Genomic DNA, 19,768 nt, shown 5'->3' with positions numbered 1-19,768 from the left:
GCTGCCCCGTCCCGTCCCGTCAGAAGGCGGAGATGTCCTGGGCCCGCTCGGTGCGGCTGAGTGCGCTGATCAGCGCGGCCTGGCCACGGCGGCGGACGGCCAGGCGGACCAGCAGGTCGCGCACGGGCTCGAAGACGTCCGCCGGGAACTCCGGCGTGGGTACGCCGATGCTCACCGCCAGGTCGTCGGAGTGGACCACTCGCGTTACAGGAAGTCGGGGTGTCCCCGGCACTGGGACACCCCGACTTCAAGAAAGCCGAGTCGATCAACGGGCCGGGCCCAGACCGAGCCGGGCCAAGACCGGGCCGGGCCCAGACCGAGCCGGGCCAGCAGGGTCAGCGCAGGCCGGCGGCGGCGAGCAGGTTGCCCTCGGGGAGTGCCGGGAGGGCGCGACCCTGCGACATCCGCTGCTCGGCGCGCTCGGCGGTGAACGCGGCGTCGTGGTGGATGGCGGCGGCGTAGCTGGCGGCGGTGCGCTGGGCGATCGCGGCCCAGCCGTACTGGTCGCGGACCGTCCGGCGGGCGTTGCGGGCCATGACGCGGGCGCGGTCGGGGTCCGACAGGAGCGCGTCCACGGCGTCGGTGAGGCTGTCCGGATCGTGCGGGCGGAAGGTCATCCCGGTGACGCCCGGCTCGACGATCTCGCCGAGGCCACCGGTGGCGGCGACGGCCAGGGGAGCGCCGGCCGCGGCGCCTTCCAGGGCCACCATCCCGAACGGCTCGTAGATGCTCGGAACGGCGAAGCAGTCGGACGCGGCCATCAGCGCAGGCAGGTCGGTGCCGCCCAGGAAGCCCGGCATCGTGACCATGCCGCCCAGGCCGCGGCGGTGCACCTCGGCCTCCAACTCGGCGCGGTACGGGCCGTCGCCGGCGATCACGGCACGCAGGCCGGGGTGCCGCTCGCGCAGTCGGGGGAGCGCCGCGATCAGGTGCTGGACGCCCTTCTCGTACACGAGGCGGCCGGCGAACGTGACGAGCGGGCCGTCCCCGGCGAAGCGGGCGCGGGCGGCGGCCACGGCACGGGCGGGCGCCTGCCAGCGGTGCGGCTCCACGCCGTTGGCGACAACGTCGACCCGTCCGGCCGGTACGCCGAACAGTGCGTTGACCTCGTCACGCATGTACCCGGAGCAGACGATTACCCGGTTGGACTCGCTGCTGAGCCACTGCTCGACGCCGTGGATGGTGCGGTTCATCTCCTCCGGGAGCCAGCCCTGGTGCCGGCCGGCCTCGGTGGCGTGGATGGTGCTGACCAGCGGGATGTCCAGGTGGTCGCGCAACGTCATCGCGGTGTGGGCGACGAGCCAGTCGTGGGCGTGGATGACGTCGTAGGCGCCGGCCTGGGTGGCGCGCAGCGCGGTGCGGGTGAGGGTGTGGTTGAAGGCCATGGTCCAGGCCAGCAGCGAGCCGGTGGCGAGGGGGAAGGTGACCGGGTCTTCGGGAGCGCGCAGGATGCGGACGCCGTCGGCGTACTCCTCCAGGGGTGCGCCTTCGCTGTGGCGGGTGACGACGGTGACTTCGTGGCCGGCGGCGGCGAGGGCGACGGAGAGGGCGTGCACGTGTCGGCCGAGGCCGCCGACGAGCACCGGCGGGTACTCCCAGGACAGCATGAGGATGCGACGGGTCTGCGGGGGCACCCCGGGGCCGGGCTGCGCTGGCACGACCGCGCCGGGCTGCGCGGACAGGCCGGACAGCGCGGGAAGACCGGGCTGGGTCGGGAGCTGGGGCCGGGAGGTCAGGGTGGGCCGGTGGGCCCGGTCCTTGGTGGCAGCGAGCTGCTCGTCGACCCGCAGGGTCGTCACATCAATCTCCGTCCGTGCATGGTGGTGCGCGCCGGCGTCGATGGCGGCGGAGCGAGAGGTGTAAGGGGTGGCCGAGGGCCTGGCGGGCACGCGCGAACGCTTGTCCCCGATCAAGGAAAGTCCATCCGGCCCGAGAACGCACCTCGAAAAGGGTCATCGTGACGGAGGACACCTGAGTGGTGTTGCACGCTCAGACGGGTGGTTTCCGGGCGGCGCCTGGAAGGATGGATTGGCGCGCCCGGGCCGGGGGCACTACCTGCTTGCGTGCGGGCGGTCTCGGCCGGTGCGCACATCACCATGGGTTGAAGGAGCGACATGCAGGTCTGGCCGGGCGAGCGGTATCCCCTTGGCGCCACCTACGACGGGATGGGCACCAACTTCGCCATCTTCTCCGAGGTGGCCGAGCGGATCGAGCTGTGCCTCTTCGACGAGTGGGACACCGGCGCGGAGCGCCGCGTCGAGCTGCGCGAGGTGGACGCGTACGTGTGGCACGCGTACCTGCCGGGCATCGAGCCGGGGCAGCGCTACGGCTACCGGGTGCACGGCCCGTACGACCCGGCGAACGGGCTGCGCTGCAACCCGCACAAGCTCCTGATAGACCCGTACGCCAAGGCCATCGACGGTGACGTCCAGTGGGACCCGGCGGTCTACGACTACGACATGAACGAGCCGGAGCGGATGTCGGAGACCGACTCGGCGCCGTTCATGCCGAAGTCGGTGGTGGTCAACCCGTACTTCGACTGGGGCAACGACAAGCCGCCGCGCACCCCTTACCACCACTCGGTGATCTACGAGGCGCACGTTCGCGGGCTGACCATGCGGCACCCGGACATCCCGGAGGAGCTGCGTGGCACGTACGCGGGCATCGCCTCCCCGCCGATGATCGACTACCTGACCCGGCTCGGGGTGACGGCGATCGAGCTGATGCCGGTGCACCAGTTCATCCACGACAACCGCCTCGACGACCTGGGGCTGCGCAACTACTGGGGCTACAACACCATCGGCTTCTTCGCCCCGCACCACGGCTACTCGGCGCTGGGCCGCCTCGGCCAGCAGGTGCAGGAGTTCCGGGGCATGGTCAAGGCGTTGCACGCGGCCGGCATCGAGGTCATCCTCGACGTGGTCTACAACCACACCGCCGAGGGCAACCACCTCGGGCCGACGTTGAGCTTCAAGGGCGTGGACGCGCCGAGCTACTACCGGCTCAGCGAGGAGGACCGGCGCTACTTCGTCGACTACACCGGCACCGGCAACAGCCTCAACGTACGCAGCCCGCACTCGCTGCAACTGATCATGGATTCACTGCGCTACTGGGTGACCGAGATGCACGTCGACGGCTTCCGGTTCGACCTTGCCGCCACCCTCGCCCGCGAGTTCTACGAGGTGGACCGGCTCTCCACCTTCTTCGAGGTGGTCCAGCAGGACCCGGTGGTCAGCCAGGTGAAGCTGATCGCCGAACCGTGGGACGTCGGCCCCGGCGGCTACCAGGTGGGCAACTTCCCGCCACTGTGGACGGAGTGGAACGGCAAGTACCGCGACACCGTGCGGGACTTCTGGCGCGGTGAGCCGGCCACCCTCGCCGAGTTCGCGTCCCGCATCTCCGGCTCCGCCGACCTCTACCAGGACGACGGCCGCCGACCGTTCCACAGCATCAACTTCGTCACCGTGCACGACGGGTTCACCCTCAACGACCTGGTGTCGTACAACGACAAGCACAACGAGGCCAACGGCGAGGACAACCGGGACGGCGAGAGCCACAACCGTTCCTGGAACTGCGGGGTCGAGGGCGACACCGACGACGAGGCGGTCCTCGCGCTGCGGGCCAAGCAGCGGCGCAACTTCCTGGCCACGGTGATGCTGTCGCAGGGCGTGCCCATGATCGGCCACGGTGACGAGTTGGGCCGCACCCAACACGGCAACAACAACGTCTACTGCCAGGACAGCGAGCTTTCCTGGGTCGACTGGGACAACGTCGACGAGCAGCTGCTGGAGTTCGTGCAGACGCTCACCGCGTTCCGGAAACGACACCAGGTGTTCCGGCGTCGCCGCTTCTTCACCGGCCTGCCGGTGAACGGGCGCGGCATCGACGAGCCGCTGCCCGACCTGGCCTGGCACACCCCGGACGGGCGCGAGATGACCGGCGAGGACTGGGGCAACGACTTCGGCCGTTCGGTGGCGCTCTTCGTCAACGGCGAGGGCATCCGCGAGCGCGGCCAGTACGGCCAGAAACACCACGACGCGTCGTTCCTGCTGTGCTTCAACGCCCACGACGCGCCACTGGACTTCACCATGCCCGGCAGTGAGTACGGCCAGAAGTGGGAACGGGTGATCAGCACCGCCGAACCCCAGCCGGACGACGCCACGGTGATCAGCGCGGGCGGCACCATCCGGGTGCCGGACCGGTCCCTCGTCGTGCTGGAGAGGATGATCTGACATGCCGGCCACCCCTCCCAAGGCCACCTACCGGATCCAGGTCCGCCCCGGCTTCGACCTCGACGCCACCGCCGCGATCGTCGACTACCTGGACGACCTCGGCGTCAGCCACCTCTACAGCGCCCCGCTGCTGACCGCGACCCCCGGTTCGCAGCACGGCTACGACGTGGTCGACCACCGGGCGGTCAGCCCGGAGCTGGGCGGGGAGGCCGCCCGGCAGCGGCTGCTGGCCGCCCTGCGTGACAGAGGGCTCGGCCTGGTCGTCGACATCGTGCCCAACCACGCCGGGGTCGCCGTCCCGGCCGCCAACCCGGCCTGGTGGGACGTGCTGCGCCGGGGGCGCGACTCGTCGTACGCCGACTGGTTCGACATCGACTGGGACCGGGGCCGGCTGCTGCTGCCGGTGCTCGCCGACGACCCGGCCGCCCTGGACGACCTCAAGCTTGTCGACGGGGAGCTGCGCTACCACGAGCACCGCTTCCCGGTCGCCGACGGCACCGGCGACGGCACCGCCCGGGAGGTCCACGACCGGCAGCACTACGAGCTGATCTCCTGGCGGCGCGGTGACGCCGAGCTGACGTACCGCCGGTTCTTCGCCATCGCGGGCCTGGCGGGCCTGCGCGTGGAGGACCCGGCGGTCTTCGCCGCCACCCACGAGCTGGTCCTGCGCTGGGCCGCCGCCGGGGAGGTCGACGGCATCCGCGTCGACCACCCCGACGGCCTGCGCGACCCGGCCGGGTACCTGGCCCGCCTGCGGGAGGCCGCGCCGGACGCCTGGCTCGTGGTGGAGAAGATCCTGGAGTACGGCGAGGAGCTGCCGGACTGGCCGGTGGACGGCACCACCGGCTACGACGCCCTGGCCATGGCCGGTGGGCTCTTCATCGACATCGACGCCGAGGGCGACTTCACGGTGCTGGACACTCACGTGACCGGCCGGCACACCTCCTGGGAGGACCTGACCCACGCCACCAAACTGGCCGCCGCCACCCGGCTGCTCGCCGCCGAGCTGACCCGGCTGGCCGCACTCGCCCCCGAGGTGCCGACCGAGCAGGCCCGCGCGGCGCTCGCCGAGCTGGCCGCCGCGTTCGCCGTCTACCGCGGCTACCCGCCGCACGGCGCCCGGCTGCTCGCCGCCGCCCGCTCCGAGGCCGGCCGCCGCCGCCCCGACCTGGCCGGCGCCCTCGACGCGGTCACCCGCCGGCTGCGCAACCCCGACGACGAGCTGGGCATGCGGTTCCCGCAGCTCACCGGCGCGGTGATGGCCAAGGGCGTGGAGGACACCGCCTTCTACCGGTGGACCCGGTTCGTGGCGCTCAACGAGGTCGGCGACAGCCCGGTCCGCTTCGGCGTGCCACCCGCGGAGTTCCACCGCTTCGCCACCGCCCAACAGGTCCGCTGGCCGGCCAGCATGACCACCCTCTCCACCCACGACACCAAACGGGGTGAGGACGTCCGCGCCCGCCTCGCCGTGCTCAGCGAACTGCCGGGCCGCTGGGCGGAGCAGGTCAAGAGCTGGATGGAGTACGCGCCGCTGCCCGACCCGGCGTTCGCCCACCTGCTCTGGCAGACCGCAGTGGGCGCGTGGCCGATCGAACGGGAGCGGCTGCACGCGTACGTCGAGAAGGCCGCCCGGGAGGCCGGGGCCTCGACCAGCTGGGCGGAACCGGACCCGGCCTTCGAGCAGGCGCTGCACGACGTGGTCGACAGGATGTACGACGACCCGAGCCTGCACGACGAGCTGACCGAACTCGCCGCCGCGATCACCCCGGCCGGCTGGTCCAACTCGTTGGGGCAGAAGCTCGTGCAGCTCACCATGCCCGGTGTGCCGGACACCTACCAGGGCACCGAGCTGTGGGACAACTCCCTGGTCGACCCCGACAACCGCCGCCCTGTCGACTTCGACGTACGCCGAGAGATGCTGGCCCGCATCGACGGCGGCTGGCGCCCCCCGGTCGACACCGACGGAGCGGCGAAGCTGCTCGTCGTGTCGCGGACCCTGCGGTTGCGCCGCGCGCACCCGGAGCTGTTCACCACCTACCGGCCGCTCCCGGCGCAGGGGCCGGTGAGCCGGCACGCGGTGGCCTTCGACCGGGGCGGCGTGATCGCCGTGGCGACCCGACTGCCGCTCCGGTTGGCACGTGTCGGCGGGTGGTGTGACACAGCCCTGTCACTTCCCGTTCACGAGATGAAGGACCTGTTCACCGGGCGGGTCTACAGTGGCGGAGAGACGCCGCTGGACACCCTCCTGGCCGATTACCCCGTCGCTCTGCTGGCTCCTCCCACCGCTGCCGAGGAGGCCGTTTCATGACCGAATTCTCCGTCTGGGCTCCGGACGCCACCCGGGTGCGGCTGCGCCTGGCCGGCGACACCGACCACGAGATGCACACCGCCGCCGACGGCTGGTGGCAGGTCGACGTGCCCGACGCCGGCCCCGACTACTCCTTTCTGCTGAACGACGACGAAACCCCACTGCCCGACCCCCGGTCCCCGTGGCAACCTGCGGGAGTGCACGGGCCGAGCCGCCGCTACGACCACGCTGCCTACGCGTGGTCCGACAACGCGTGGACGGGCCGGCAGCTGCCCGGCAGCATCCTCTACGAGCTGCACATCGGCACCTTCACCCCGGACGGCACCTTCGACGCGGCCATCGACCGCCTCGACCACCTCGTCTCCCTGGGCGTCGACCTGATCGAGCTGCTCCCGATCAACGCCTTCAACGGCGAACACAACTGGGGGTACGACGGCGTCTGCTGGTACGCCCCCCACGAGCCCTACGGCGGCCCCGACGGCCTGAAACGGTTCGTCGACGCCGCCCACGCTCGCGGGATGGGGGTGATCCTCGACGTTGTCTACAACCATTTCGGGCCCTCCGGGGCCTACGCGCCGCAGTTCGGTCCGTACCTCGCCGAGCAGAGCAACAGTTGGGGCCGCTCGGTCAACCTGGACGGCCCGCACTCCGACGAGGTACGCCGCTACATCATCGACAGCGTGCTCATGTGGCTGCGCGACTACCACGTCGACGGCCTACGCCTGGACGCCGTGCACGCGCTGCCGGACACCCGGGCGATCCCGCTGCTCGAAGAGCTGGCCATCGAGGTCGAGTCGCTGTCGACGCACCTCGGGCGACCGCTGTCGCTGATCGCCGAGTCGGACCTCAACGACCCGCGGCTGATCACCCCTCGGGAGGCCGGTGGGTTCGGGCTGCACGCCCAGTGGAACGACGACGCCCACCACGCGCTGCACACGTTGCTGACGGGGGAGCGGCAGGGCTACTACGGCGATTTTGGCGCTCTGGAGACGCTGTCGGACGTGCTGACGGGTGGGTTCTTCCACGCGGGGACCTGGTCCAGCTTCCGGAACCGTCACCATGGGCGGCCTTTGGATTCGCGGGTGCCTGGGCATCGGCTGGTCGCCTACCTGCAGAACCACGACCAGATCGGGAACCGGGCCACCGGGGACCGGATCTCCGCGTCTCTGTCGCCTGCGCTGCTCCGTGTTGGGGCTACGTTGCTGTTGACCGCGCCGTTTACTCCGATGCTGTTCATGGGGGAGGAGTGGGCTGCCTCTACGCCGTGGCAGTTCTTCACCTCGCACCCGGAGCCGGAGTTGGCCACTGCGGTGCGGAACGGCCGGCGGCGGGAGTTCGCCTCGCACGGGTGGCCGGAAGGGGACGTGCCGGACCCGCAGGACCCGGAGACGTTCGTGCGGTCCCGGTTGGACTGGGCCGAGCTGGACAAGCCTGACCATGCGTCGATGCTGTCGTTCTATCAGCGGTTGATTGCTCTGCGGCGCTCGACTTCGGACCTGTCCGATCCTCGGATGCACGAGGTGTCCGTGCAGCACGGGGACCAGTTCCTGGTGATGCGGCGGGGGGACACGCTTGTGGTGGCGAACTTCGCTGGGCGGGGGCAGGGGGTGTCGCTGCCCGGGGTGGCTCGGCGAGTGCTGCTGGCCACCGGGGAGGGCGTCACGGTTATGCGGGACCGGATCCAGTTGCCGGCGGAGACGGCGGCGATCGTCGCGTTGTAGGCCGGGCGGGGGCGCCGACCGCCGCCGGCCCCGCCTCAGCCGGCCAGGTGCTCGGCGGCCAGGGCGGTTCCCTCGATCCGGGCGCGTACCTTGGCCCACGCCGTGTCCCGCGACGTGGACAGGTCGTCGGCGAACGGCGCGAACCCGCAGTCGTCGCACGTGCCCAGCCGGTCGGGCGAGATGTACTCAGCGGCTCGTAGTACGCGGTCGCGCACCTGGTCAGCGGTCTCCACCGCCGGGTCGACCGGGTCGGTCACGCCGACGAAGATCCGCTGGTGCGGTCGGGCGTGCTCAGCGATCGCCGCGAGCACCCGTTCCGGCTCGGATTCTCCGGCGAGCTGCACGTAGAAGACGCCGGCGTCGATCGCGAAGAGGCTCGGCAGCAGCTCGACGTAATCCACGTCGAGGCTGTGCGTGGAGTCCTGGTCGCCGCCGGGGCACGTGTGCACACCGATGCGCGCCCGCTCCTGCGGAGTGAACCGTTCGAGCACACGGTTGTTCAGGGCCACGAATGTCTCCAGCAGGCCCTTGGAGGGGTCGAGCTTGATCGAGAGACGGCCCTCGGTGAAGTCCAGCTGCACGGTCTGAGCGCCGGCGTCCAGCGCGCCGCGGATGTCGGCCTCCGCCTCGTCGACAAGGTCATCGAGGAACGCCTCTCGGGGGTACCCCTCGATGCCATGCTCGGGGTACAGCAGGCTGAGCGCGGACGGCGCGATGACCGCCTGCTTGACCGGCACTGTCGCGTGCTGTCGCGCGGCAATCAGGTACGCCTGCGATCGCGTCGCATAGCGGAACGGTCCCCTGGTGAGGCGGGGAAGCTGCCGCGTGTGGCCGTCGGCGAACGGGATGACAGCACCGTCGGGCGCCAGTGTGTCCAGACCCGACAGCGGGTACGTCGCGAAGCTCGACTTGCGCTGTTCGCCATCGGTGACCACGGGTGAGCCGAGCCGCTCAAGGGTGGCGATGGTGTCCCGTACAGCGGCGTCGTACTGCTCGTCCAGCGCGGCCTGCCCGATCCGTCCGGCGGCGTGATCGGCGATGGCGGCCAGCAGCGCCGGCGGCCGGGGAAAGCTTCCGATTGGCTCGCTCGGGAGAATCATGGCCGTCAAACTATTGATGGGCAACGGTTTCCGCAACCTCCGCCGTGCGCATTTCTCGCGGGCGTCGATGACTGACCGGACCCGTCGCGATGGTCGTCGAGGCAGTCGCCGCCGTCACGGGAACGCTCCGTCGGTGTACCGTCCGAACGTGCGGAGTGACAACGCGTGGCCGCTGCCATGCTCCTCTACCTGGAGGTTGGCGAAGGCATGGTGACGAAGCCGGAGACCATCGGAGCCAGGATCCGGTACTGGCGGATGCGCCGTGGCGGGATGACCCAGGCCGTCCTCGCGGGGCTCGCCGGCGTCACCCAGTCGTACGTGTCGCAGGTCGAGTCGGGGCGGAAGACCATCGACCGTCGTTCCACCCTGGTCGCACTCGCCGCTGCCCTCCAGGTCACCGTGGCCGACCTGCTCGGCCAGGGCACCGAGTCCGGCGACCCGGCCCGTGAGAGCGCCGCCGAGTGTGTGCCGGCCATCTGGTCAGCCCTGATCGAGATCGAGGACGGCGAACGCCGCCCGTCGACCTACACAGCGGAGCAACTGGCGGCCGAGATCGCCCGCGCCGATCAGCTCCGCAATTCGTGCAACTACCCGGCCATGGCTCGTATGCTGCCCAGTCTTCTACTTGAGGCCGCCGCTGTTGGCGGCACCGTGCTCGTCCAGGTGGCCTACCAAGCCGCCACCTGCCTGCGGAACCTCGGATACCGCCACCTTGCCCTCAACGCTGCCCGGCTCTCCGGGGCGGTCGCCGAACACGCCGAGGATCCAGCGTGGATCGCTGCATCTCGGTTCGCCTACGCGCAGAGCCTGCCGATCGAGTCGGCCGCTGTGGCGGCTCGCGCTGCTGACCGGTCTCTGACCGAACTTCAAGCCGACGCTGCCGACCCACGAGTCCGACAGATGCTCGGTCAGCTCCACCTCTCCGCTGCGTTGACCTCGGCAGTGAGTGGGCGACTGGACGTCACGCACGACCACCTCGCAGAGGCGGCCCGCGAGGCGGCAACCCTCGGAGACCCGACCGACGGCGCTGGCTTCAACGGCTGTGGGTTCGGACCAACGAACGTCGGACTGTGGGAGATGTCCATCGCCGCCGAGCAGGGCGATTCCGGCCGAGTTATCGAGCTGTCGAGGACGGTTCGACCGCAGGTGCTTGCAGCGTCGATCCGCCAGCAGTCCTACTGGCTCGACCTCGGCCGTGCCCTGGCGGACGGCGGTCGCCGTGACGTTGAGGCACTGGCTGCATTCGTGCAAGCCGAGCGGGCTGCGCCGATTCCGTTCGCCATCAACCCCCTCGCGCGAGATGCCGTAGTGACCCTGGCCCAGCGTGCCCAGCGGCGGGCCATCCCCGACGAGCTGCGCCTGCTCGCTGGCCGTATCGGCATCAACCTGGCCGCATAACTGCCAGTAATCATCGCATCACCAATCCACCCTACTGTCCGGTTTGGGACGTGACTACGTCCTGATGGTCCAGCGCGGCAACGGTCGACCCTGAGCTGCTGGGCCTAGACCGGAGGAGGCGGGGATGAGTGGTCGGGACGACAGCGCTCCGGAGACCAACAGCGAGGCGGCCGAGCGGGAGGCTGCCAAACAGCGCCTCCTGGCCCAGGCCGAGGCGGAGCGCGTACCCCTGGAGGACACGACCCGCGCGGTCCCGGACCGGCGGTGGCGGCGTGACCAACGATGACGTCCCGATCGGTCGGCGGGTGGCCCGGTGGCGGGTGCGGCGGTCGATGACGCAGCAGATGCTTGCCGACCGGTTGCGCAGGTCGAAGAGTTGGGTGGACAAGATTGAGCGGGGTGCCCGCACCCTGGACCGGTACTCGGTGATCCAGGAAGTGGCCCACGTCCTGCGGGTCGACCCGGAGGTGCTGCTCGGCCAGCCGCGGAGCACCCCGGCTGACCCACCGGACGGGGTGGACGACATCCGCGCCGCGCTCGCCCGCTACGACACCCCGAAGACTCCACCGCAGACGGACGAGCTGCGAAGGCAGATCGGGTATGCCTGGTTGACCTACCAGCACGCGCACTACGGGCAGTTGGTGCGGGTGTTGCCGGGTCTGCTCGACGCCGCCCGGGGAGGGCGATCACGGGTGCTGCTGGTGCAGGCGTACCGGATCACCTCGTCGCTGCTGGTCAAGCTCGGCGAGGCCGACCTGGCCTGGCTGGCCGCCGACCGCGCGATGTCCACCGCCGGCGACGACCCGGCCCTCGCGGCAAGCGCAACCATCTCGGTAGCCCAGGCGCTCCGCGCGCAGAACCGCGACCGCCTTGCCCTGGCCGCGCTGCTCCCTGCCGCCAACCGCGTGCTCCCGCCGGCAACACAGCATGGTGATCAAGAAGTTTGCGGCGCTAGTGGAGATCAAAGTTGCCGCAAACCTCTTGATCACGGAGGCGGGAGCGGGGGCGAGGGGCAGGGCGAACACCGGGGGAGGGCGGTGGGTGGGACGTTGCTGGTTCAGGCGGCATTGGCCGCCGCTGGGTGCGGCGAGTACCGCCGCGCCGACGAGCTGACCCACCGGGCCGCAGGGATCGCCGGAAGCCTGAGGGGATACGACGACACGCACCGCACCAGCTTCGGGCAGGTCGCCGTCGAGCTGGCCCGGATTCTCGTGGCAACGCAACGGGGGGACGCTGCCGAGGCGTTACGAAGGCACTCGGCCGTGGTGCGACGGGAGGGGTGGCGGCGATTGCCGGCCGAGTACCGGGGTGCCTACCTGGTTGATGTCGCGCGGGCGTACCTGCAGATGGGTGACCTGCGCGGGGCGGCGCGGGCCCTGGTGGACGCGGACAGCGTCGCGCCGGCTGAGGTTCGGTGTCGGCCTCTGGCGCGTACCGTCATCGCCGATGTCGCCCGCGCGCAGCCGGCGTCGGCCGGCGTGGCGCGACTGGCCACGGTGGTCGGCCTCACCCGCTGACGGCCGCTCGACCCGGCATCGGCCTGGCGCCTCGGGTCAATGAAAGACGAGCTGGCAGCAGACCGTTGGGAGGGGCCTGGGACTACCGGGCTTTGCGCTGGCGACGCGCGCGCTCGAACTCGGCGGCATCCGACATCCACTGACCGTGCTGGTCGAGTGCGGCGCAGCCGCCCTGGACGAAGGCGCTCACCAGGTGCCGGTACCCACCCATCCCGTCGACCAGGCTGTACTCGACCTGGTACTGCGGATCCGACCCGGCTTCACCGGGCCGCACCGTCGTGATCCGGGCGATGCAGTCCGCGTAGAACTGCAGCTGGACCCCCTCGCCCATCTCCTCGTCCTCAATGGTGAACACCTCGTTGTCCCCGGCCGAGCGATCGGCGACGAACTCCCAGAACTCGGCGGACGCACTGCGAGGGCCGTCCCGTCGCCACTTCTTCTCGCCGCCCTTGTCGTCGGTGAAGGTCAGGGCCGCCTTCGTCGCACTCGCACCAGAGTCGTCGTCCTCCGGTGGCGCGCTCCTGGCGCGGTCCGCGGCCTCCGAGCACATCAGAAAAGTCACCGTCCGCACCGCGTCATCGACGAGCCCGGGGTACGCGTGGCGCAATGCCGCGTCGACGGTCGCCTCCATCCGCTTCCAGTCGCGCTTGTCAGTGGCCCGGTGTCCCCGCCGTGGGTCGAGACCGATCCGCATCCCGGCGCACGCCTGCTCGGCGGTGGCGATCACCCGCATGACCTGGGGCAGCAGCGCGGGGTCGACGGCATCGGGGTTCCGCCGTGGAATTGTCGCGCCGTGCAGGTACTGGCCCGTGTACTTCAGGGTCTGCGCGTCGAGTGGCCCGAGGACCGCTCCCCGCTCGGTGCGGCGGCGGTCCGCGTGATGCTCCTGGGCACGCTTCTCGTCCGCCGCCTCCGTCGCCGTGCGCATCGCCTCGCAGACCTGACCGCGCTCCAGGAGACGGATGGTGGCGCCGTGGGCGACGAGTCGGCTCCGGTCCCAGGGGATGCGCCGAAACAGCGCGTCGACGTCTGCGGGCGGGGAGAGCAGGATCGGGTCCAAGAGTAAGACGGCAGCGTTTTCGTCGAGCTGGCCCCGGGTCCCGGCGGCCTCGCACAGCGGTAGGACCGCACTCCACAGCAGTAGGTGTCGGGCCAGGTCTTCCCGGATCACCGCGACATGAGCTTCGGAGATCGGGATCGTGAACGTGCGGGGCTCGTGGTTGGCGTCGGCTCCGGCGCCAAGCATCAGCTTCAGCTCGCCGTCCTCGCGGATGACGGTCGGGATCCAGCCGCTGCTCCGGGTGAAAACGATGTCTCTCATCTCGTCACGCCCACTGTTCAGATTCGGCGTCGAGGCGTGGGTCGGAGCGCACCCAGACTTCGCCCGCGGCAGCCTCGGCAGGGGCGTCGACCCGTTCGAGACCGAGGAACTCGATCAACTGGAGCAGTTCGGCTCGGTCGGCCCGATCATCGTCGATGTCCTTGGAGTCGAAGAAGATGTAGTAGCTGTCGGTCGGGTCGACGTAGCCGGAATCCGCCCAGATCCGGCCCACTTCTTCGATCGCCGCTGCCTCCGTCGTGATCGTGGCGGCGCGCGCGGCACCGCGCGCCTCCGGTGACGCGTCGAGGTCGGAGAGGTCGGCAAGCCACTGGCCGAAGTGGTCGAGGCCGGCGTACCCGTTCTCGAAGAACAGCATCGCGCTGGGCAGGTAGCGGTTGGGCCTGTCGATCCGGAGGTGTTCCGACCGAGGATGGTCCGCCTCCGTGATCCGGGAGATCACCCCCAGGCTGGGCATGAGCACCAGGCGCTGCCTCGCCGGCTCGTCAGTGATGGTGTACGTGTCGGACTCTCGACCTCGAAAGAACGCGGAGAACGCCACGTACGCCTCCTGCGGGTCGCCCACCGAGACGTGTTGATCGTTGCCGTCACCGCCAGCGAAGACGAACTGCTTCGGGCCGGGCTGGTAGGGGCGGGCCATGAGTGTCCTTCGTTCAGGGGTGAAAGCTCCGCCAGAGTAGTGGGTCGGGGTGACATGCCTGCGGCCCTGATCGGGGCGGGGTTTCCGACAACGTGAGACCCGGGCATGTATCTCGGTACTGCTGGAGGGGAGAGACAGCAATGCTGGTAAGTGGTTATCTCGGCGCGGTGCTCATCGGCGCCCTCGTCGGCCTGCTCGGACGACTCATCCTGCCGGGGAGGCAGCGGATCGGCGTCTTCGCCACGTTCGTCATCGGCGTCGGCTCGGCGGTGCTGGGCACAGTGGTCGCCCGGGCGCTCAACATCGACGACGGGGCCAACGTGCAGGTGTGGGTGCTGCGCTGGGACTGGGTCGTGCTCGCGATCCAGGTCGGCCTCGCGATCATCGCCGTGGCGCTGGCGAACATGCTCACCTTCACCCGGCTGGCCGGCGGCGACGACACGCCTCGTCGGCGGGTCCGTCGCAGCAAGGCCAAGCGCGAATCCTGATCGGCGGCAGCGTCAGCCGGGCGTACGGCGGCCAGCGGCGGGACGAGGCTGTGGACAGCGGCGAGCTGTCGACGCTCAGCGGGTACGCCGTGCGATGGCGGCCTCGACGCCGTCGAGGATCAGGTTGAGGCCGAAGACGAAGTCCTGCTCCTCTGGATCCTCGCCCGGTTCGCTCTCGAACGCGCCCGCCGCGAACAGTGGCGCGGCCTCGGGGAAGCGCTCCGGGTGGACGAGCGCGGCGAGGGCGAGGCCGTAGTTCTGCTCGACGTCCGACTGGCTCAGCCCGGTGCCGCTGCGGCCCGCCGCCATCTGCCGGCTCTGCAGGATCGCGTTGCGCACATAGCCGCTGACGACGACGAGTATGCCTGCCTTCGTCCTCGGATCCAGGCCAGTGTCGTGCAGGACCCGCAGGAATGTGTCCATCCAGCCGATGGCATTCGGCCCTCGGGGCGGGCCCGCGATCGGAACCTCCACGAGCCACGGGTGCTGGGCGTACCGGGTCCGGATCGCCGCTGCCCAGCGATGCACGCCAGCACGCCAGCCGTCCGCGTCCAACCTGGGGGCGGACCCGGTGGCGTGGTCGGCCATCAGTTCGACGAGTTCCTCCTTCGAGCCTACGTGCCGATACAGCGACATCTTGGTGAAGCCGAGAGTCTCCGCGACCTTCTGCAGGGTCACCCCGTCCAGGCCTTCGTGGTCCGCCAGGTCCACCGCGGCGCCGACGACCCGCTCGACGTCGAGTTCGGCGGGCCGGCCGCGGCGTGCGGACGTCGGCAGTCGCCAGAGACGCGCGAGGTCGGCAGGCACGTCGTCGGCCATTGACGGCGCATTGTGTCCCATAGATAGTATCTCCCGTATATTAAATGCTGTCGTCGGGCCGGACGGAAGAAGAAGCATATGGACGTGTCAGCGGGCACGATCGGCGCCACGGCGAGCCGGGCACCCGCCGGCCAGCGCCTCCACGACATCGACGCGCTGCGGGGGTTCGCGCTGCTCGGGATCTTCGTCGTGAACATCACCTTTATGGCCTCCGGCTATCCGGGCAACCTGATCACGGACCCGGCGTTCTCGTCGGTCCTCGACGACGTGGCGCGGTGCCTGTCCGCGGTGTTCGTCGACATGAAGTTCTACATCCTCTTCTCGTTCCTGTTCGGGTACAGCTTCACGCTGCAGATGGAGGCGGCTGGGCGCGCGGGCGCCGCGTTCGGGCCGCGGATGCTGCGCCGGATCGCCGGCCTCTTCATCCTCGGTGCCCTGCACACCGCGCTCCTGTACGGCGGCGACATCCTGATGACCTACGCGGTGGTCTGCGTGGTCCTGCTCGGGATGCGCCGGGTCCGCGACCGGACGGCGTTGCGCGTCGCAAGCGTGCTCTACGGGATCGTGCTGCTGAGCCTGCTGGCCAGCGGGCTCCTCACAAACTCCTCCGCGTTCCTGCCGACCCGAGCCGAGGCACTGGCCAACGCCGAGAAGGCGACGGCCGCGATGCTCGGCGGATGGGGTGACGTCATTGGCCACCACCTCTCCGGGCTTCCCTTCCTGGTGCTCCAGTCCGCGACGTTCCAGGGGCCGACGGCGCTGGCGATGTTCCTGCTCGGCATGGTCGCCGGCCGGCGGCGACTGCTCGCCGGTGTCAGCGGTCACGAGCCGGTGCTGCGGTGGATCCAGTGGGTCGGCTTCCCCGTGGGGATCGCGGGCGGTCTGGTGTACGCGCTCGGCGGCGGCAACGGCCAGCCGCTGGCCGTGGGCGTGAGCGCGGCGACCGCGCCGCTGCTGACGGCTGCGTACGTGGCCACGCTGCTGCGGATGATGCACAGCCCGCGGTTCGGGTTCGTGCGCTCGGCCCTGGCACCGGCGGGGCGGATCGCACTCACCAACTATCTGGGGCAATCGCTGCTGGGGCTGCTCATCTTCAGCGGGATCGGGCTTGGCCTGGCCGGGAGCGTGTCGCCGGTGGGGACGACCGGGCTCGCGCTGCTGATCTACGCGGCGCAGCTCGCGGTGAGCGCGTGGGGGCTGCGCCATAACCGGTACGGGCCGGCCGAGTGGGCGCTACGACGGGTGACGAACGGGAAGGCGCCAGAGACCGGCGCGATCTCCAGCGGGCGACGTCGACGCTGATGAGCGACCCGCCGGGTCCGGGGACGGCGCCCACTCCGCGCGGGGATCCGCCTGAGCTGCCGACCTCGCGGTGTCAGCCGTCAGAACGTCGTCGTCGTTTCCTCAGCACGAAGCCGACGGCTATGAGAAGCAGGCCGGCCGCGATCAAAGCGCCACTCAGATACCGAAGCGCTGGTGATATCTCCGGCCAGGTGAATCTCGCCACCATGACCATCGCGAAGAACGCGAGTACGACCAGTGCAAGCGTTGCCTGTCGACGCAGCATCGTGTGTCCCCCCTCTTCTCCCTGTGCATTCCGGCGGCTGCGTCAATCCCGCTGTCGCCGCTGGCGCAGCAGGTGCGCGAGCAGGCCAATCATTGCCAGGATGATGATGCCGGCCGACGTGGCGACGAAGGCGTCCGGATGGCGCTCACCGATGGTGTCGGCGAGCACGAATCCGATGATGGTGCCGAGGATGACGAGGAGAATGCCGAGAGGCGGCTTCTTCACTGGGCTCACTCCTCTGTGGCACGTGGGCTTGACCTCTTCGGTAGTGCTCGAAGTTGTGTGCGGCCAAACCTCCGGCAGGTGTCCGTGTCGACAGAGCGTGAGACCGATGTTGCAAACGATTCAGTTCCACAGGGGGGAACCGCGGCGGGGCCGGGAGAGGTCCCGCCGCGGCCGAAGAGCGTTGCCTAGACGAGGTCCCAGGTGAAGGCCTGGTTCTCCGACGTCGTGTAGCAGGTGAACTGCATCATGTCGGCGCCGTTCAACCTCGAGTTGGCCTCCACCGCCATGCACTTGCCGGTGCCCCGGTTCTTCAGCTGGTAGTAGTCAGCACCCCCGGAGGTGAAGAGCTTGATCGGCAGCCACTGGTCGTTGAGGCGGGCGTCGCCGCACACCTGCGTGACGATCTTCGCCCGCTCGGTGGTCACCGCGCCGCGGACGGCCATGCACCGTCCACCGTTGTTGTAGGAGATGCGGTAGTAGCCCGAGCTGGTCGTGGTGAAGGTCCAGTCGCGGTCCGGTCCGCTCTCGCAGAGATGCTGGTCGACGACCACATTGAGCCCCGACGAGTAGGCCTCGGGCGACAGGCAGAAGTCGTTCGTGAAGGGCTGGATCCGCCAGGGGCCGGAGGAGGCAGCCGCCGCCGGGCTGCTGGTGCCGACCAGCATCGCCGCGATCATGGTGAGCACCGCCATGAGGCCGGTCATCGTCTTGCGCTTCATCTAAAGCCCTTCATCGTCCACAGTGGAGAGACGCCAAGGCTAGACGATCATCATCGATGCACGCCAATCGGGACGGGGCGGTCGGCGAAGGGCCGGGTCGTACGTCCGGATCATTCGAAGAACTTGATGCTGAACCCGGTGTCGACCGTCGGGCCGGGTACGTTGGCGCGGCGGTAGGTGGTGTTGCCCCACCAGCAGAAGGTGCCGGTGTACCAGTGCCGGTTCGCCCAGGAGTACGCGGTGCCCTTGGGCACCCCGTGGTACATCAGCGGGAACCTCGGCCCGGCGGGCGGGCTCGTCGCGATGTCGCCGTTGAGCAGCACGAAGCTGTGGTGGCCAGGTCCGTTCACGTGCAGGGTGGGGTCCCAGCCGGCCATCATGGTGGCCCGGTTCGAGCCGAACAGGCAGCCGTTCGACTTGTACCAGTCCCACACGTACGTCGGGTCGCCGCCGGCGCGCAGCCGCAGGTCGGCGAGGCAGTACTGGTCGCTCCAACTGCCGTTGGCCGAGTAGACGATGTGCAGCTGCCCGTTGGGGTCCCGGATCGCCTCGGGGGACTCGTTGATGAACGGGTTGCCGACGACGCGCTCCCAGCTCTCGCGCGGCTGGGAGATGACGTACCGGCCACCGGTCGGGGTGAGCGGGTCGCTCATCCGGCTGAGGTAGATGTTCTGCTCGACGTTGGTGTCCCCGGCCCAACCGGACCAGACGAACCACCGCTGCCCGTTGAAGGTGAACAGGCTGCCGTCGATGGCCCACCTGCCGTCGGGCAGTGCGAGCTGCCGTTCGTCCGTGTAGCCGCTGGCCGGTGACGCCGAGTGGATCGCGTACATCCGGTGGGCGGCGCCGCGCCCGGCCGAGAAGTAGATGTAGTAGCGCCCGCCATCGGTGACGATCTCCGGGGCCCAGACCTCACCGAGGTTGCGGCTGTCCGTCCAGACCTGCCGCGCGGACGCGGCGGCCAGCGCGTCGGGGGAGGCCGCCTGCCGCACGGCGATCCCGCCGTTGACCGACTGGACGGAGATGTAGGTGCCACCGACGCGGATCACGCTCGGGTCGGCAGCGCGCAGGCCGGTCTGCCCGGCCGCCGCCGGTGCGACGCCGACCAGGGACAGGCCGGTGGCGAGCACGACGGCCAGCAGGATGGAGAGGAATCGCGGAAGGGTTCGGCTATCGACGTTCACCATCGGAACACCTCTCCTCGAACGGAGCTGGCGGTAACAATCGACACCCATAGATTAGGGCAGGAGGGGCGCTGCCACAGTGTTCCCCGCGAGCCGGCTCGGCGCTCGCGGGCGCGGGTGCGCTAGCGTCTGGCCTCATGGAACCCGTGGACGTGGTCCTGGCCGTCGTGTGCGCCGCGGCCAACCTAGCCATGGCCACCGTGCTGCTCGTCGGAAGCCGCGGGGGCGTGGCCGTGCCCCGGATCTTCGGTCGCCCGCAGCCCCTGCTACGCCTGCGGGCCGCGATGCATGCCTGTCTGGGGCTGGGACTGGGCGTCGGCATGCTCGTCAAGGACGCCTTTCCGCCGGATTCCACGGGCGACGCGGTGGTGTTCCACGTGGTGAGGATCTTGCTGGTGGCTGGCTTGGTCACCGCCCTGCTGAGCGCCTTCCGGTACCCGCGATCCCTCTCTGACAAGGCCGCCAGCTAGAGCCGACGTGCTCCCGGGTCAAACCTCCGACAGGTGTGGCG

18 protein-coding genes are annotated in these 19,768 nt (G+C 70.0%); 9 read left to right on the top strand and 9 right to left on the bottom strand.

The window, feature by feature from the left end:
- Window positions 1-19 precede the first annotated feature (19 nt).
- Window positions 20-199 carry a hypothetical protein gene (locus tag ACFYPG_RS21680; RefSeq protein WP_387353667.1) on the bottom strand — a complete coding sequence of 60 codons (180 nt, stop codon included), beginning with the start codon at window positions 197-199 and terminating at the stop codon, window positions 20-22.
- A 136-nt stretch (window positions 200-335) separates the two neighbouring features.
- Window positions 336-1,799 (bottom strand): glycosyltransferase family 4 protein, encoded by a 1,464-nt coding sequence (locus ACFYPG_RS21675; RefSeq protein WP_387353665.1) that lies wholly within the window; start codon window positions 1,797-1,799, stop codon window positions 336-338.
- Window positions 1,800-2,114: 315 nt separating this feature from the next.
- Between ACFYPG_RS21675 and glgX the strand changes: the two genes are divergently transcribed.
- From glgX to treZ, 3 genes are read left to right on the top strand one after another with little or no spacing between them, the layout of a single operon-like run.
- Window positions 2,115-4,232, top strand: a complete 2,118-nt coding sequence (gene glgX / locus ACFYPG_RS21670; protein WP_387353664.1) for a glycogen debranching protein GlgX — start codon at window positions 2,115-2,117, stop codon at window positions 4,230-4,232.
- A gap of 1 nt (window position 4,233) precedes the next feature.
- Complete coding sequence (gene treY / locus ACFYPG_RS21665; protein ID WP_387353662.1) at window positions 4,234-6,540, top strand: malto-oligosyltrehalose synthase; 2,307 nt, start codon at window positions 4,234-4,236, stop codon at window positions 6,538-6,540.
- Complete coding sequence (gene treZ, locus ACFYPG_RS21660; protein WP_387353660.1) at window positions 6,537-8,261, top strand: malto-oligosyltrehalose trehalohydrolase; 1,725 nt, start codon at window positions 6,537-6,539, stop codon at window positions 8,259-8,261. The genes treY and treZ overlap by 4 nt, the downstream gene beginning before the upstream one ends.
- Before the next feature lie 35 nt (window positions 8,262-8,296).
- Here the strand turns inward: treZ and ACFYPG_RS21655 are convergent, their stop codons facing one another.
- Window positions 8,297-9,361: a cobalamin-independent methionine synthase II family protein gene (locus ACFYPG_RS21655; RefSeq protein WP_387353658.1), complete on the bottom strand. Its 1,065-nt coding sequence runs from the start codon at window positions 9,359-9,361 to the stop codon at window positions 8,297-8,299.
- Between the two features lie 207 nt (window positions 9,362-9,568).
- Between ACFYPG_RS21655 and ACFYPG_RS21650 the strand changes: the two genes are divergently transcribed.
- The 3 genes from ACFYPG_RS21650 to ACFYPG_RS21640 all read left to right on the top strand — a co-directional run bounded on the left by ACFYPG_RS21650 (window position 9,569) and on the right by ACFYPG_RS21640 (window position 12,276).
- Complete coding sequence (locus ACFYPG_RS21650; protein WP_355008025.1) at window positions 9,569-10,759, top strand: helix-turn-helix domain-containing protein; 1,191 nt, start codon at window positions 9,569-9,571, stop codon at window positions 10,757-10,759.
- 124 nt (window positions 10,760-10,883) lie between these two features.
- Window positions 10,884-11,045, top strand: a complete 162-nt coding sequence (locus ACFYPG_RS21645) for a hypothetical protein (RefSeq protein WP_387353656.1) — start codon at window positions 10,884-10,886, stop codon at window positions 11,043-11,045.
- The gene (locus ACFYPG_RS21640) at window positions 11,032-12,276 is read left to right on the top strand and encodes a helix-turn-helix domain-containing protein (RefSeq protein WP_387353654.1); all 1,245 of its coding nucleotides are present in this window, start codon (window positions 11,032-11,034) and stop codon (window positions 12,274-12,276) included. The genes ACFYPG_RS21645 and ACFYPG_RS21640 overlap by 14 nt, the downstream gene beginning before the upstream one ends.
- An 82-nt stretch (window positions 12,277-12,358) precedes the next feature.
- Here ACFYPG_RS21640 and ACFYPG_RS21635 read toward each other — a convergent pair whose 3' ends face one another.
- Together ACFYPG_RS21635 and ACFYPG_RS21630 are read right to left on the bottom strand one after the other, a co-directional pair.
- Complete coding sequence (locus ACFYPG_RS21635; protein WP_387353652.1) at window positions 12,359-13,597, bottom strand: DUF6357 family protein; 1,239 nt, start codon at window positions 13,595-13,597, stop codon at window positions 12,359-12,361.
- A gap of 4 nt (window positions 13,598-13,601) precedes the next feature.
- Complete coding sequence (locus tag ACFYPG_RS21630) at window positions 13,602-14,255, bottom strand: hypothetical protein (protein WP_387353650.1); 654 nt, start codon at window positions 14,253-14,255, stop codon at window positions 13,602-13,604.
- Window positions 14,256-14,395: 140 nt separating this feature from the next.
- Between ACFYPG_RS21630 and ACFYPG_RS21625 the strand changes: the two genes are divergently transcribed.
- Entirely contained in the window at window positions 14,396-14,743 is a 348-nt protein-coding gene (locus ACFYPG_RS21625) for a GlsB/YeaQ/YmgE family stress response membrane protein (protein WP_387353648.1), read from the top strand.
- Between the two features lie 75 nt (window positions 14,744-14,818).
- Here the strand turns inward: ACFYPG_RS21625 and ACFYPG_RS21620 are convergent, their stop codons facing one another.
- Window positions 14,819-15,562 (bottom strand): TetR/AcrR family transcriptional regulator, encoded by a 744-nt coding sequence (locus tag ACFYPG_RS21620; RefSeq protein WP_387353646.1) that lies wholly within the window; start codon window positions 15,560-15,562, stop codon window positions 14,819-14,821.
- A 78-nt stretch (window positions 15,563-15,640) separates the two neighbouring features.
- Here ACFYPG_RS21620 and ACFYPG_RS21615 point away from each other — a divergent pair, with 78 nt between their 5' ends.
- Window positions 15,641-16,864 (top strand): DUF418 domain-containing protein, encoded by a 1,224-nt coding sequence (locus ACFYPG_RS21615; RefSeq protein ID WP_387353644.1) that lies wholly within the window; start codon window positions 15,641-15,643, stop codon window positions 16,862-16,864.
- 307 nt (window positions 16,865-17,171) lie between these two features.
- Here the strand turns inward: ACFYPG_RS21615 and ACFYPG_RS21610 are convergent, their stop codons facing one another.
- The 3 genes from ACFYPG_RS21610 to ACFYPG_RS21600 all read right to left on the bottom strand — a co-directional run bounded on the left by ACFYPG_RS21610 (window position 17,172) and on the right by ACFYPG_RS21600 (window position 19,260).
- Window positions 17,172-17,354 (bottom strand): hypothetical protein, encoded by a 183-nt coding sequence (locus tag ACFYPG_RS21610; protein WP_387353642.1) that lies wholly within the window; start codon window positions 17,352-17,354, stop codon window positions 17,172-17,174.
- 185 nt (window positions 17,355-17,539) lie between these two features.
- Window positions 17,540-18,073 carry an RICIN domain-containing protein gene (locus tag ACFYPG_RS21605; protein ID WP_355007827.1) on the bottom strand — a complete coding sequence of 178 codons (534 nt, stop codon included), beginning with the start codon at window positions 18,071-18,073 and terminating at the stop codon, window positions 17,540-17,542.
- A 110-nt stretch (window positions 18,074-18,183) separates the two neighbouring features.
- Window positions 18,184-19,260 (bottom strand): glycoside hydrolase family 43 protein, encoded by a 1,077-nt coding sequence (locus tag ACFYPG_RS21600; RefSeq protein ID WP_387353640.1) that lies wholly within the window; start codon window positions 19,258-19,260, stop codon window positions 18,184-18,186.
- Window positions 19,261-19,394: 134 nt separating this feature from the next.
- Between ACFYPG_RS21600 and ACFYPG_RS21595 the strand changes: the two genes are divergently transcribed.
- Window positions 19,395-19,727, top strand: a complete 333-nt coding sequence (locus ACFYPG_RS21595) for a hypothetical protein (RefSeq protein ID WP_387353639.1) — start codon at window positions 19,395-19,397, stop codon at window positions 19,725-19,727.
- Window positions 19,728-19,768: the final 41 nt, after the last annotated feature.

The sequence above is a fragment of the Micromonospora sp. NPDC005553 genome, from assembly GCF_042871765.1.
Lineage (GTDB): Bacteria > Actinomycetota > Actinomycetes > Mycobacteriales > Micromonosporaceae > Micromonospora.
Note: the sequence above shows the minus strand (reverse complement) of the source record. Positions and strands in the feature narration are given on the sequence as shown.

Bases quoted from the DNA above. Each gene is read 5' to 3' on its own strand.
- ACFYPG_RS21655 (WP_387353658.1), bottom strand. From the start codon at position 9,361: ATGATTCTCCCGAGCGAGCCAATCGGAAGCTTTCCCCGGCCGCCGGCG.
- ACFYPG_RS21595 (WP_387353639.1), top strand. From the start codon at position 19,395: ATGGAACCCGTGGACGTGGTCCTGGCCGTCGTGTGCGCCGCGGCCAAC.
- ACFYPG_RS21605 (WP_355007827.1), bottom strand. From the start codon at position 18,073: ATGAAGCGCAAGACGATGACCGGCCTCATGGCGGTGCTCACCATGATC.
- ACFYPG_RS21615 (WP_387353644.1), top strand. From the start codon at position 15,641: ATGGACGTGTCAGCGGGCACGATCGGCGCCACGGCGAGCCGGGCACCC.
- treY (WP_387353662.1), top strand. From the start codon at position 4,234: ATGCCGGCCACCCCTCCCAAGGCCACCTACCGGATCCAGGTCCGCCCC.
- ACFYPG_RS21635 (WP_387353652.1), bottom strand. From the start codon at position 13,597: ATGAGAGACATCGTTTTCACCCGGAGCAGCGGCTGGATCCCGACCGTC.
- ACFYPG_RS21625 (WP_387353648.1), top strand. From the start codon at position 14,396: ATGCTGGTAAGTGGTTATCTCGGCGCGGTGCTCATCGGCGCCCTCGTC.
- ACFYPG_RS21650 (WP_355008025.1), top strand. From the start codon at position 9,569: ATGGTGACGAAGCCGGAGACCATCGGAGCCAGGATCCGGTACTGGCGG.
- treZ (WP_387353660.1), top strand. From the start codon at position 6,537: ATGACCGAATTCTCCGTCTGGGCTCCGGACGCCACCCGGGTGCGGCTG.
- ACFYPG_RS21620 (WP_387353646.1), bottom strand. From the start codon at position 15,562: ATGGCCGACGACGTGCCTGCCGACCTCGCGCGTCTCTGGCGACTGCCG.
- ACFYPG_RS21630 (WP_387353650.1), bottom strand. From the start codon at position 14,255: ATGGCCCGCCCCTACCAGCCCGGCCCGAAGCAGTTCGTCTTCGCTGGC.
- ACFYPG_RS21600 (WP_387353640.1), bottom strand. From the start codon at position 19,260: ATGGTGAACGTCGATAGCCGAACCCTTCCGCGATTCCTCTCCATCCTG.
- ACFYPG_RS21645 (WP_387353656.1), top strand. From the start codon at position 10,884: ATGAGTGGTCGGGACGACAGCGCTCCGGAGACCAACAGCGAGGCGGCC.
- glgX (WP_387353664.1), top strand. From the start codon at position 2,115: ATGCAGGTCTGGCCGGGCGAGCGGTATCCCCTTGGCGCCACCTACGAC.